We start from the raw sequence: 13,512 nt of genomic DNA on the forward strand, positions 1-13,512 counted from the left end.
ACCAGACCGAAGCCTGGATCCCGTTCGACTTGCATGTGTTAAGCACGCCGCCAGCGTTCGTCCTGAGCCAGGATCAAACTCTCCATTGTCAAATGTGTTTGTCCTGTTCATCCAAGCCCACTCGCGTGGGCCGGGAACCGCAATGCCATCTGTTGCCAGATGAACACCACGGTGGCATGGTCATTCTTGCTTCCCTTGAACTGTCAAAGAGCATCTTGTCGTCGCTCCGCGGCCAGGCCGCAGATTTTCGCGACGGAAGACCCTCAAGATAGGCGCCTCCGCCCCGTGAGTCAAGGGCCCTTGGCGCAGAATTCTCAATTTTTGCGCGGATTGTGAGCTGGGTCATGGAGTTCACCCCGCCAGGACGAGGCCATTCTTTCCATCAGAGTGACCAATCGTTCACGGACAGCGCCAGCCGGACCGCTCAATTTTTTCAAGAACTTCGTGGGAATTCTGGGCTGAGGGGACGTCGTGGGGGCGCAATCCATTGGGATCGAGCATGGACGGGCCTACTCGCTGCCGCCCCAATCCAGCCGCCGGACCTGCAGCGCGCGGGGAGCGCGGATGCGGGCCGCGGTGTAAATCGGGCGCAGCGCGCTGGAATCGTGCAGGCAAAGGGAAGCCTCGCCGGTCTGGTCCCAGGCCGCGCGCAGCGAATCCTCGCCGCCGTCGGCCGTCAGCAGGACGATCTCCAGCTCGCGAGCCAGGCGAGCATCCTCCGGGCGCTCGAAGCGGAAACACAGCGCGCGGTGGGCGCCGCCCAGCACTGGATGGGCGAAAGTCACGACGGTGGCCGTTTCCCCCAGCGGGAAGTTGGCGGCCAGCGGCACGCGCCGCTCGCAGCCCGCGCCCGGCAGCAGACCGAGCCAACCGAGCAGGGCAAGGGTCAGCCCCGACAGCCTGGCAGGTTGATTCCGCATGTGTCACTCCCCAAAACCCAAGCCGCAGTCACCCAGCAGGGCGCCGCCGCCAGCTCGTCAACCACCGCACTCTAGCCGCCGGCAGCAGGAGATTGTCCTTGGCAAGCCGCAGGGACTTCATTGGATGAACGTATAAGTACTTGTCCGCTTATCGCCAATTTTCTTCACAAGTCCTTGAGAAACGGCATAACTGAGATCGCGACTTGCCGTTGCCGGTGAAATCTGCTTGTTGGCGCGAAGATAGTCCATTCTTGTAAACGACGAGTTCCCGCTGCGATCTCGAAAACGTGTGATCCTCTCCGAACTTGATAAGGTGACACGCTGGGTACGAAGAAGGTCTTCAAGCGCACGATCAATCAACGAAAGCATGAATTCGATGAAAGAGGTCGAATCCCCCAGCTTGTCAGAGTTTTCTAGAGTTTGATAATATTCTTCTTGCTGTTCCTTGATCAACACTTCTACAGGAAGGTGACCAAAAACTGTGGAATATTCTCGAAGGATCAAGGTCTGCCACAGCCGCCCCATCCGCCCATTTCCGTCAAGAAAAGGGTGAATGAACTCAAATTCATAGTGAAACACGCAGCTCTTGATCAGAAGTAGTTCTTTATCATGAGCAAGGTAGTCGAAAAGACCGTCCATCAGAGCATGGACTTGCCGTCCTGGTGGAGCAATGTGTCCCAATTCCTGCCCCTTCATGATCCCGACAGTCGAACCGCGAAATCTCCCAGGACCTTCCACCAGACCCTGCATCAGGATCTGATGGGCTTGGCAGAGCGATGAAATGGAGTAGACGTCCCATTCTGCCAAGCGCTGATAGACCTCGATCGCATTCTTGACTTCCAAGATGTCCCGCTCCGGGGCAAGAACCCGCCGATTCTCAAGCAGATCCGTTACCTGTCCTTCGGTCATTTGGTTGCCCTCGATTGCGAGCGATGCCTGGATCGTCTTGATCCGGTTCCGCTTGCGCAGCTCGGTTGGTGGCAGATCCAGCTTGGCGGCATTGATCTCCCCAACCTTTTCCGCGATCGAGGCAACCAACGCCAAAACGGTATTGCTGATGCTGTAGGGAGGCTTCAACCTTCACCTGCTCTGATAGTTTCAAATGATACTATCATATTCGACACGAGCATCCAAGCTATCTGCACATGACCTTGACATCAGCCGTGGCGCGCTGGCGCGAAGCTTGCCTTCGCCCTCTTTGTCTTTCTCTTCGCCTTCCTTCAGCAAGCGGCGTGACAGCAAAGCCGTCGGCTGCAAGCTCTTGTTAGGCAATTCCCTCTACTCCCTCACATTGAAGCTCATGAAAGGCGGTACAATTGAATCTGCTGGGAACCACGAATCTGTCCATGCATATATGTCACTAATGAGATCAAAGCACAGAACTACACCGTCGTATGAATGAGAGTCAACTTCATATCCGTGCATAATCGGATTTCTAACTTCATTGTAATATCGCTTCACCCTTTCATAAAGCGACGGATCACTTTCAGCCATCGCAAACTCCTTTGCTAAAAGAGCTGGAAGCTTATTATATATTTTACTCGACATTGATCGGCCCGGCATTGCACTTGGACAAGAGGTGAATCGCAGACTCTCATCTGTCAGCTTATCAATCCTCCCAAGCGCTGTATGAACGATTCCAGAAACCCAAGCCTCGACGCCAAATGTTGATCTCTGTAAAAGAATTGTTAATAAGCCTCCAGGAATAGTATTCCAGATTATATTTTGCGATTTTATTGGCCAATTAATTGCTCCCACAAATTGTCGCCTAAAATACGTTGATTTCATTTCCAAGTACTGAGTGTTGAAATCTAGACGTAGATTAATCAGTGGGATGTTTCCCATTGTAACATTAAATGTCTCAGACACTTTGTCCACGGTGCACTTCTATTCTATTGCCAGTTCTTCGGCGCAAACAATTTGCCTAACGGTGGCTTCAGCCGCGACGCACCTGGCGCGACGCCTCCTTTTCCCACCTTCGTAGATTTCAATTCCGAATGCAAGCGCCGTGACATGCGCAAAAGTTAGCTGCAAACTTTGTTAGAAGGCATCATGTCACAGCCAAGAGTTTTGACCTTTCCTCTTCCAAAAATATCCGAACTTGATAATTGTTAGGACTCTCCATTAGATTGTTGCCACAATCATTTACCATCACACCTCTGAGATCATCAAATATTGAGAGTTCAAACTCCTTCAATTCAGTCCTTTTCTTGTCTTGGAGTCTTTTCAGAATTAGGTCTTGTTTATTTTCGGACATCGAATTCCATATTTTTGGACAGAGAAACCAATTGTCGGTGAAATTGATCATCCAACTCTCGACTAGACTTATGATCTTTATCTCGTTAAGATATCTCTCAAAGTACTTTTTCACGGCATCAAAATCTTCATTTGTGGAGTACATCGCGATTACAGTGCTGTCAAAATTTGGTATTACAGTCATCGCAAAAAACACATCATGAGAATTGGAGTTCTCAGTAATGGTAAAGCCACCCAATCCAGAGATGGCGACCGGTATTTTTGTTTCGATTTGCGTAACGCAAAAGGACGCGTTTTCCTCTTCGCATCCCATAATTACTTTTTCAAGACTATTCTTATGGAAATTTATTAAGTTGTTAAGATCTTTATTAAGGTCATACAATTTGCATAAAAAATGTCCTGTAATTGAATTATGACCAGAAAATTTTAGCGATTTTACCGACGCATGATTTTCACTAATTCCAAACTTCATAAGATCTCTAGAAATTCTATTGCTTAATTCAGATTCACGGAGAAGTTCATATTTGGTGAGGATGCCTTCCCAGAATCTCTTTTCGATTCCTTTGCTAACTATCTCACGACATATTGTTCGATAAAATTGAAGGACAATAGCATTGTCACAAGTCATATATTTTCGTTGCTCGAATTCGTTGAATAGTTGTTCATGCTTGACACAAAATCCTGGGAATGTAGATGCCTCAGAAATTCCGCGTTTTCTCATTAGATATGAATTTGCCTTTGTATTGAATTCCGGCGTTAATACCATTCCACGCTCAGCAATATTAGCCAAGAATGATCTTGATATAGAATGTGAATTCGCAATGCTAAATTCATTACAGTCTCTAAAGATGCAGCGCCGCGAATTGGACCAGGCAGCTTGGAGTCTCTTATACTCGCTAAAGAAGAATTCGTATTTCGAGGAATCACTATTGAATACCGTTAAATTATCTCTCTCGTACTGAGACATGATCTTATTGAATGATCTCTTGATTTGTCGCTTATGTGCAACTTTTGGGTTTGTTGTTTTCACGGCCTTTGAAAATGTCCTTCTAGTATCCGATTCGACCGGAGGGCCTTCAGTGGAAAGCAGCAGTCGCGGCGACTGGCGAGCCAAGTGAGCATAATCACCCGCTGTTCGCAAGAGAATTGCAGCTCTGCTGAATAATGGGGCGGAACGCCGTGTCATGCGCTGTGGGTAAAAAATCGAGCCCGCCCAACACCTCTTTGAGTCTCTGTGTCTCTGTGTTGAAATGAGTCCACGCAAAGTCCACAGACAGGCAGTCCGCAGGTGAGAGATTCCGCGCGATCCACGGGACCCCAGCTTGCGCTTGGGTGACAGCAAACCGGGATCGCCGCACGACCCACGGGACCCCAGCTTGCGCTGGGGTGACAGCACACAGGGGTGACAGCGCATAAGAGATTCCGGCTACTCCCACTCCTCCGGCGGCCGCTCCGACACCCGGCTGGCCCCGACGGGCGCGAATCCCAGCGCCGTGCGCAGCCCATCCGCCGCGCTGCTGACGATTCCCCCCGCGTAGCCCGCGCCCTCCCCCACCGGGAAGAGCCCGGCCGTGGACAGACTGTGGCGCAGCTCCGGATCCCGCGTCACGCGCAGGGGCGAGGAGGTCCGGGTCTCCGGTGCGATGAGCAACCCCTCGTCCACGAAGCCGCGCAGCTGCCGCTCGAACAGCCGCAGGCCCTCCGCCAGCGCGCCGGAAAGAGGATCCGGAAAGAGCCGGCTCAGGCGGGTGGAACTCAGCGCCGGGCGGTAGCTGGAGGCCGGCAGTCCGCTGGACACGCGGTCGTGGAGGAAATCCCGCGCCCGCTGGGCCGGCGCGTTCCACTGGCCGCCGCCCTGCTGAAAAGCCCGCTCCTCCAGGCGCTGCTGGATGTGATGCCCCAGCAGGGGCGAATCCGCCAGACCCCAGGCCTGGCCCCAGCGCTGCAGATCCTGGGCCTCCACCTGGGCCACCACCGCGGAATTGGACCAGGCCATCCGGCGCGAGGACCAGCTCATGCCGTTGACCACCAGCCGCTTGTCCTCGCTGGCGGCCAGCACCACCATCCCGCCCGGACACATGCAAAAGGAGTAGACGCCGCGGCCGGCGCTCTTCACGGCCAATTTGTAAGTGGCTGCGCCTGTCAGCTCCAGCCGGCAGCCGGCGCCGTACTGGGCCACGTCGATGAAGTCGCGCGGGTGCTCCACGCGCAGGCCCATGGCGAAGGGCTTCAGCTCCAGCAGCACGCCCGCCCGCGCCAGGGCCTCCGCCGTGTCCCGGGCGCTGTGGCCCATGGCCAGCAGCAGCGTGTCCGTGGCGATGCGCTCGCCATCCGCCAGTTCCACGCCGCAGACGCGGCCGTCCTGCAGCCGCAGATCCTGCACGCGGGCGGAGAAGCGGAACTCCACGCCTGCCTCCTCCAGCAGGGCGCGCAGACGCGAGCCCACCCGGCGGATGCCCTCCGTGCCCACGTGGGGCAGGTGGCTGTAGACCACGTCCTGCGGCGCGCCCAGCCGGCAGAACCAGTGCAGGACCTGGCGCGTGAACCAGTTGCTGTTGCGGCTCGTGAGCTTGCCGTCGCTGAAGGTGCCGGCGCCGCCCTCGCCGAACTGCACGTTGGAGTCGGGGTCCAGCTCGCGCTGCAGCCAGAGCCGGCGCACATCCAGCCGGCGCTCGGAGATGGCGCGGCCGCGCTCCAGGACCAGCGGGCGGTAGCCGCGTGCGGCCAGTCCCAGCGCGGCGAACTGGCCGGCGGGACCGGCGCCGACGACGATGGGCCGGGTGGCGCAGGGCAGCGCGGGCAGCGGCGGCAGGGCCGGATCCGCGTGGGGCGAAACCTGGGTCTCGCCGGCAGGCAGCCGGCCCTCCTCCAGGTTGAAGGCCAGGCTGAAGACCTGGATCAGGCGCGGCTTGTGCCGGGCGTCCAGGGATTTGCGCAGCACCTCCAGTTGCCCGATCTCCTCCGGGGCGACCTTGAGGCGGCGGGCCAGCAGTTCGCGCGGCGGTCGGGGATCGTCGTAGGCGCAGGAGAGATTGTCGAAACGGAAGCGGCGCTCTGCCATGGGTCCTTTCCGCCGGCTGCCCGGCCTGGTTGGTCGGCAAGATAGGGTCGGCCGTGTGGACCCGTTGTCAATTCGGCGGGCCGCGGCCTGGATGGCGGGCGGTTGGATGGATGGTTGGACAGTGCTCTGGCACCGGTCTGGCACCGGCCTGGCACCGGTCTGGCACCGGTCTGGCACCGGCCTGGCACCGGCCTGGCACCGGCCTGGCACCGGCCTGGCACCGGCCGGACACCGGCCGGACACCGGTCTGGCACCGGCCGGACACCATGTTTTCCACCTTTCTGCTGGCGCCAGAAAGGTGGAGCCAAAGAGGCGCTTTTTCTCACCCGCCAGAGTCAGCCCGCCTCCCGGCGGGCTTCCGCTGGCGGCAGCTCGGCCTTCCTGCCACTGTGTAGTTGGTTCGCGCTTTGCGCTTCACCCAAGTTCTGGTTCAGCCCTGCGGGCTTCACCTTGCACATCCGATTCGTCACCGGCAAGGTGACTGTCATCCCAGCAAAAGCTGGGATCCCATGGCTCGTCTCGGCTACTTGCCTTCCCTTGATTTCCGCCTTTCTGCTGGCGCCAGATATGGACAATGCTCTGGCACCGGCCTGGCACTGGCCTGGCACCGCACCGGTCGCGGATTGCTTACTTCTGGCGAACAAGCTGAGGAGCAGACCATGCAGGGCCGGATCACCATCAAAGATGCGCTATTGCACCCGGAACACGTGGGTCAGACCATCACGGTCATGGGCTGGGTACGCACCAATCGCGCCGGCAAGGCCGTCTCCTTCATCGAACTCAACGACGGTTCCTGCCTGAAGGGCCTGCAGGTTGTCTACAGCGCGGAAAGCCTGCCCGATTACGAGGCGGTGGCGCGCATCCTGACCGGCGCCTGCTTGAAGGTGACAGGCGTGCTGGTGGCCAGCCAGGGGCAGGGTCAGAGCGTGGAGCTGCAAGCCGCGGGCGTGGAGCTGCTGGGCGAGTGCGACGCGGGCTTCCCGTTGCAGAAGAAGCGCCACAGTTTCGAATACCTGCGGACCATCGCGCACCTGCGGCCGCGCACCAACACCTTCGGCGCGGTGTTTCGCGTCCGGCATCGGCTGGCCTTCGCCATCCACCAATTCTTCCACGAGCGCGGCTTCGTCTGGGTGCACACGCCCATCATCACGGGCAGCGACTGCGAGGGCGCGGGCGAGATGTTCCGGGTCAGCACCTTGAGCCCGACGGATCCGCCCCGGACGGAAGCGGGCGAGGTGGACTGGAGCCAGGATTTCTTCGGCCACCAAACCAACCTGACGGTCTCGGGCCAGCTCTCCGGCGAGATGTTCGCGCTGGCCCTGGGCAACATCTACACCTTCGGCCCGACCTTCCGGGCGGAAAACAGCAACACCACGCGCCACGCCAGCGAGTTTTGGATGATCGAGCCCGAGATGGCCTTCCACGATCTGGCGGACAACGCGCGGCTGGCCCAGGATTTCCTGCAGTACATCATCCGCGCGGTGCTGATGGATTGCGCCGAGGACATGGCCTTCTTCGATCAGTGGGTGAAGAAGGGGCTGGTGGAGCGGCTGGAGAACGTGGCCGCCTGCGCCTTCGAGACCATTCCCTACACCGAGGCCGTCCGTCTGCTGGAAAACTCCGGCCAAGCCTTCCAATTCCCGGTGAAGTGGGGCATCGATCTGCAGACCGAGCACGAGCGTTGGCTGACGGAGACCCACGTGGGCCGGCCCGTCTTCGTGACGGACTATCCCAAGGAGATCAAGGCCTTCTACATGCGCCAGAACGACGACGGCAAGACCGTGGCCGCCATGGATCTGCTGGTGCCGGGCGTGGGTGAGATCATCGGCGGCAGCCAGCGCGAGGAGCGCCACGAGCGCCTGCTGGCCCGCATCAAGGAAATGGGTCTGCACGAGCAGGACTACTGGTGGTACCTGGAGAGCCGGCGCTTCGGCAGCGCGCCCCACTCGGGCTTCGGCCTGGGCTTCGAGCGCGCCATTATGTACATCACGGGCATGGAGAACATCCGCGACGTGGTGCCCTTCCCGCGCACGCCGGGCAACTGCGATTTTTAACGTCCCTGTCATCCCGGCGAAAGCCGGGATCCCATGGGTTCGGCAGGCACTCGCGCAACCGAACAGGATCCCTGCTTGCGCTGGGATGACAATCCAAGTCGAGGGAATCGCCACATGGATCTGAGCACCATCCAAGCGCAGCTGGCGCACACGCTGGACCGCGTGGAATTGGACTTGCCGGGCGAGCGCCAGATCGGCAAGGTGCGCGAGGCCTGGTCCCGGGAGGGCCGGCGGCTGATCGTCACCACCGACCGGGTGAGCGCCTTCGACCGGGTGCTGGCCACCATTCCCTTCAAGGGCCAGGTGCTCAACCAGCTGGCCCTGTTCTGGTTCGAGCACACGCGGGATCTGGTGCCCAACCACGTGCTCTCGGTGCCGGACCCCAACGCCATCGTGGTGATGGACCTGGAGCCGCTTAAAGTGGAAATGGTGGTGCGCGGCTACATCACGGGCAACACCAGCACCAGCGCCTGGACGCACTACCAGAAGGGCGTGCGGGAGTTCTGCGGCAATCGGCTGCCCGACGGGCTGCGCAAGGACCAGCAGCTGGCCGCGCCCATCGTGACGCCCTCCACCAAGGCGGCGGAAGGCGCGCACGACGAGAGCGTCTCGCCGGAGGAGATCGTGCGCAGAGGCGACGTGCCCGCGCAGATCATGGCGGACCTGGTGGAAATCAGCCTGGCCTTGTATCGGCGCGGCGTGGAGCTGGCGGCGCGGCAGGGGGTGATTCTCGTGGACACCAAGTACGAGTTCGGACTGGACGCCCAGGGCCGGATCACGCTGATGGACGAGATCCACACGCCGGACAGCAGCCGCTACTGGTACGCGGACAGCTACCAGGAATTGTTCGAGCGGGGCGCTGAGCAGCGCCGGATCGACAAAGATCACTTGCGCACCTGGCTGGCCGATCGCGGCTTTCTGGGCGACGGCGAGCTGCCGCCGATCACCGACGAGGTGCGCGTCTCCACGGCGCACAAGTACATCGAGGCCTTCGAGGCGATCACGGGACACGTGTTCGAAGCCGAGCCGGGCCCGGTGGCGGAGCGCCTGAAGCGGAACCTGACGGACTACTGATCCACCGGCCGGGGCAACGGAGTTCACGGGAAGACACGAAGAAATCCAAAGGAACAGCAGGTTGTTGGATTTTTCGAACACTTATATATTGTGTTTACAGAAATAATTGACTTGTTAATTATCGTTATTCCGCCGTTTTCAAATATGGCTTAATGATTAACCATAAGAGTTGATTTCGTATAAAATTCTCGCAGCGATAATAAACATATCATTATAATATACTTATATATCAATTTAAAAGCTGCCTTTCTTGGCTGTTCCTTCGCGTCTTCCCGTGAGAACTCCCTCACCCCGCCAGCATCTCCGCCGCCTGCACCATTTCCTCCTCCGTGTTGCCCAGACCCACGGAGAGGCGCAGGGTGCGCTCCGCCACCTCCACCGGCAGGCCCATGGCCGTCAGCACGTGGCTGGGGGAGGCGCTGTCCGCGTGGCAGGCGGCGCCGGCGCTGGCGGCCAGTTCGGGGCAGCGGGCCAGGCGATCGTCCACGCGCCGGCCGGGCAGATAGACGCTGATCGTGTTGGGCAACCGCTCGGCGCCCTCCCCGTGAATGCGCAGACCGGGAATGCGGGCGCGCAGCTCGGCCTCCAGCCGGTCGCGCAACCGGCGCTGCTCGGCCGTGATGCCGTCGCCGTCCTCCACGAAGCGCCGGGCCGCCGCGCCCAGCCCCACCAGCTCCAGCACGTTCTCCGTGCCCGGCCGCAGACCGCGCTCGTGGCCGGCCCCGTAGAGCAGGGGCGGCAGTTCCACGCCGCCGCGCAGATAGAGCGCGCCCACGCCCTTGGGGGCGTTGAGCTTGTGGCCGGCCACGCTGAGCAGGTCCACGCCCAGCGCGTTCACGTCCACGGGCAGTTTGCCCAGCACCTGGGCCGCGTCCGTGTGACACAAAATGCCGCGGGCGCGGCAGAGCGCGGCCAGCTCGGCCACGGGCTGCAGGACGCCGGTCTCGTTGTTGGCCAGCATCACGCTGAGCAGGCGCGTGTCCGGCCGCAGGGCGCGTTCCACATCCTCCACCCGCACGCGGCATTGCTCGTCCACAGGCAGGAGGGTGGTCTCCACGCCCTGGCCCGCCAGGAAGCGGCAGACCTCGAGCACGGCGGGGTGCTCCACGGCGCTGACCAGCATGTGACAGGGGCCGAAGCGCCGGGCCAGTCCCTGCAGGACCCAGTTGTTGGACTCCGTCCCGCCGCTGGTGAACAGCACGTCGTAGGGATGGCAACCCAATAGGGCGGCCAGCTGCCGGCGCGCCAGCTCCACGGCAGCGCGGCAGGCTTGACCAAAGGCGTGGCCACTGGACGGATTGCCCACAGCCCCATCCAGCCAGGGCAGCATGGCGGCCTTCACTTCCGGCGCCAGGGGCGTCGACGCGTTGTGATCCAGATAGATCATCCGTCCTCCCGTTGGGCGCAAGGCGCCGTTCGAAGCGTGTTCAGACCTTGGGTTCCAGCGCGGAAAATGCGAGAATGGCCGCACAATTCAACCACGTCCCCGTCAGCGGTCTCGGGGCCGAGTCGTCACGGAATCCACAACAGCGGAGGGGAACCCATGGCGTGGACACTGGGCCAGGTCCAGGAACAGCTGCGCGAACGGGAACTGGACGGCTGGCTGCTCTTCGTCCTGCAGAATCGCAACCCGGTGGCGGAGCGGGTGCTGGACCTGCCGCCCGGGCAGATCCGCACGCGGCGGGCCTTCTACTGGATTCCCGCCAGCGGCACGCCCATCCGGCTGGAGCACGCCATCGAGTGCCGCACCCTGGCGGGAGTGCCCGGCCTGCGGCGGACCTACCTGTCCTATGAATCCCTGCGCCAGGAATTGGGCCGCATTCTGGGTGGCGCGCGGCGCGTGGCCATGGAGACCAGCCCGCTGGCCGCCATTCCCGCCTTGTCGCTGGTGGACGCCGGCACCGTGGACCTGGTCCGCAGCCTGGGCGCGGAGGTGGTCTCGAGCGAGAATCTGGCCCAGACCCTCACCGCCCGGCTGGATGCCGAGCAGCTGCGCAGCCACTTCCGCGCGGCGGAAGTCCTGCGGCAGGTGGTCCGGGACGCCTGCGGCGAGATCGGCCGGGCGCTGGCCGAGAACCGCCGGATCAGCGAGAAGGACCTGCAGGGGTGGATCCTCAACCGCTTTGAGAGCGCCGAGCTGGAGGCCGATCATCCGCCCATCGTGGCCTGCGGGCCGCACACGGCAATTCCCCACCACGAAGTGGGCAGCGAGAACTTCATCCAGCCCGGCCAGCTGGTGCTCATCGACCTGTGGGCCAAGGAGCGGCAGGCGGGCTGCATCTACGCGGACCAGACCTGGATGGCCTGGACCGGCGGCAGCGCGCCCGATCCCGTGGTGGAACACTGGCGCCTGGTGCGCAACGCGCGGCGCTCCGTGCGCAACCTGGTGGGGGCCCGGCTGGCCGTGGGACACGAGATCCGCGGCTGGGAGGCCGACGAGGCGGCGCGCAGCCTGATCCGCGACGCGGGCCTGTCCGGCTCCTTCATCCATCGCACGGGCCACAGCATCGACGAGTCCGTGCATGGCAGCGGGGCCAATCTGGACAACCTGGAGACGCGCGAGGAGCGCGCGCTGCTGCCCGGCACGGTCATGTCCGTAGAGCCCGGCATCTACCTGCCGGAGTATGGCCTGCGCAGCGAATACAATCTGGTCATCGACCTGGACGGCGAAGTACGGGTGGCGGAAGGCACCGATCAGGAGGACCTGCTCCTCATCCACCGCTAAGCGGGCGCCTGGCGCGGCCAGGGTCTGGCAGCAGTCAGGCCCGCGATGACCGACACCCGGGAAGGAGGCACCATGTTTCGCGATCTGGACGACATGCGGCAATCCCTGGCCCAGATCCTGCTGCTGGAGGAAGGCCGGGTGACGGGCTTCCGGACGGACGAGCTGCCGCCGGGGGCCGTGGACGCCCTGGCGCGCAACGCCGTCTTCAACCCCGACGCCACCATTCGCACCCAACTGCGGCAGATCCTGCGCTCGGCGGCGGCCTGGAAGGGCATCCGGCTGGCCTCGCTGGAGACCGCCGTCCCGCATGAGAGCGGCGGCGGCGTCCTGCTGGCCGTGCGGCTGGGCGGCCACTGCTACGACCTGGCGCGGCTGGTACTGCGCTCGGCACGCCAGCGCGGCGTGTCCGGACTGGTCTTCGAGCAGGGCTGGGCGGGCCAGAGCCCCTGGGAGTTCTCGGCGCTGCTGGCCGCGGCCGCGCTGCGTGAAAACTGGCAGACCCCCCTCTACCTGCGCTGCGGACTTCCGCCGCTGGCCAGCGACCTGCTGCCCGCCGGCGTGGACGCGGAATCCCTGGGCGACCGGCTGGCCACGGCCGCCGGCGCCGAGCTGGGCAACGCCGTGCTGCGCATCTCGCCGGCAGGCCTGCTGCGGCCCCGCAGCCACGGCGAGTTGCGCGCCCTTCTGCAGCAGGCCGCGGACCTGGGGTTGGCGGTGAGCCTGCGCGTGGCGGAACCCGACGGCCGCGCCGACGCCGACACTCCCGAACTGCTGGCGGCCCTGCACCGGCTGACGCGCGAGCATGCGCCGCTGCTGCTCACCCTGGACGGCGCGGCCCGGAACTGGCCGGAGGAGCGGATGGCGGCCTGGCTGACGGCCTCCGGCGCGCGCGGACTGGCTCTCAGCGGCCTCTGCCCGCCGGAACTGCTGGATGGCGCCGCGCCTGGGGCGGACCTGCCGGCTCCCGTGCGCGAGGTGCGGGTGGAATTCGACTGGGCCGCGCGCATCGTCATGCATCCTGAATTCCTGGCGGAGCACCGCCGCGAGCTGCTGGGCTGGCTGCGCGGGCATCGGCCGGGAATCCTGCCGCTGGGGGACGAACACCTGCTGCACACCTTTGAATACCAGGCCCTGGGCCACTTCGAGTTCGAACTCTGGGACCTGGACCGCATGCCCAGCTTCCGGGCGGAGTTCATGGACATGCTCGGCCGGTTGTATGCGGCCCTGAACCTGAGCTGATTTCCGCTTCTGGGTGAGCGAATTCGCCCTCGTCGGCACCCGATACAATCCATGGGCTTTCGAGGCCGGGGCAGCCTGTGTGCACGCGCTTTGGCTTGCTACATTCCCTCTGCCATCCATTCACAGGAGTTGCGATCGAACCTGGCTCCGGAGTTGAACACAGGTCGCGGGCGGCCCTTAGGC

10 protein-coding genes and 1 rRNA gene are annotated in these 13,512 nt (G+C 62.0%); 4 read left to right on the forward strand and 7 right to left on the reverse strand.

The features are described from left to right. From WC326_12300 to WC326_12325, 6 genes are all read right to left on the reverse strand, one after another. Nucleotides 1-89 (reverse strand): 16S ribosomal RNA (locus WC326_12300); the annotation flags it as partial. Nucleotides 90-509: 420 nt separating this feature from the next. Beyond that, nucleotides 510-920 (reverse strand): hypothetical protein, encoded by a 411-nt coding sequence (locus tag WC326_12305; protein ID MFA7331842.1) that lies wholly within the window; start codon nt 918-920, stop codon nt 510-512. A gap of 117 nt (nt 921-1,037) precedes the next feature. After that, a complete protein-coding gene (locus WC326_12310; protein ID MFA7331843.1) occupies nt 1,038-1,997 on the reverse strand; it encodes a Fic family protein in 960 nt (319 codons plus the stop codon). Nucleotides 1,998-2,198: 201 nt separating this feature from the next. Continuing rightward, complete coding sequence (locus tag WC326_12315) at nt 2,199-2,798, reverse strand: hypothetical protein (GenBank protein MFA7331844.1); 600 nt, start codon at nt 2,796-2,798, stop codon at nt 2,199-2,201. A 172-nt stretch (nt 2,799-2,970) separates the two neighbouring features. Then, nucleotides 2,971-4,362: a hypothetical protein gene (locus WC326_12320; GenBank protein MFA7331845.1), complete on the reverse strand. Its 1,392-nt coding sequence runs from the start codon at nt 4,360-4,362 to the stop codon at nt 2,971-2,973. 240 nt (nt 4,363-4,602) lie between these two features. Then, on the reverse strand, nt 4,603-6,237 hold the full coding sequence (locus WC326_12325) for a hypothetical protein (protein MFA7331846.1): 1,635 nt from the start codon (nt 6,235-6,237) through the stop codon (nt 4,603-4,605). 659 nt (nt 6,238-6,896) lie between these two features. Between WC326_12325 and asnS the strand changes: the two genes are divergently transcribed. After that, nucleotides 6,897-8,291: an asparagine--tRNA ligase gene (gene asnS / locus WC326_12330; protein ID MFA7331847.1), complete on the forward strand. Its 1,395-nt coding sequence runs from the start codon at nt 6,897-6,899 to the stop codon at nt 8,289-8,291. A gap of 114 nt (nt 8,292-8,405) precedes the next feature. Further along, the gene (locus tag WC326_12335) at nt 8,406-9,365 is read left to right on the forward strand and encodes a phosphoribosylaminoimidazolesuccinocarboxamide synthase (protein ID MFA7331848.1); all 960 of its coding nucleotides are present in this window, start codon (nt 8,406-8,408) and stop codon (nt 9,363-9,365) included. A 286-nt stretch (nt 9,366-9,651) separates the two neighbouring features. Here WC326_12335 and WC326_12340 read toward each other — a convergent pair whose 3' ends face one another. Beyond that, entirely contained in the window at nt 9,652-10,752 is a 1,101-nt protein-coding gene (locus tag WC326_12340; protein MFA7331849.1) for a cysteine desulfurase family protein, read from the reverse strand. Nucleotides 10,753-10,908: 156 nt separating this feature from the next. Between WC326_12340 and WC326_12345 the strand changes: the two genes are divergently transcribed. Together WC326_12345 and WC326_12350 are read left to right on the forward strand one after the other, a co-directional pair. Next, nucleotides 10,909-12,090, forward strand: coding sequence for a M24 family metallopeptidase (locus tag WC326_12345; GenBank protein MFA7331850.1), 1,182 nt, complete (start codon nt 10,909-10,911; stop codon nt 12,088-12,090). A 72-nt stretch (nt 12,091-12,162) separates the two neighbouring features. Further along, complete coding sequence (locus WC326_12350) at nt 12,163-13,329, forward strand: hypothetical protein (protein MFA7331851.1); 1,167 nt, start codon at nt 12,163-12,165, stop codon at nt 13,327-13,329. Nucleotides 13,330-13,512: the final 183 nt, after the last annotated feature.

The sequence above is a fragment of the Candidatus Delongbacteria bacterium genome, from assembly GCA_041675285.1.
Classification (GTDB): domain Bacteria; phylum CAIWAD01; class CAIWAD01; order CAIWAD01; family CAIWAD01; genus CAIWAD01.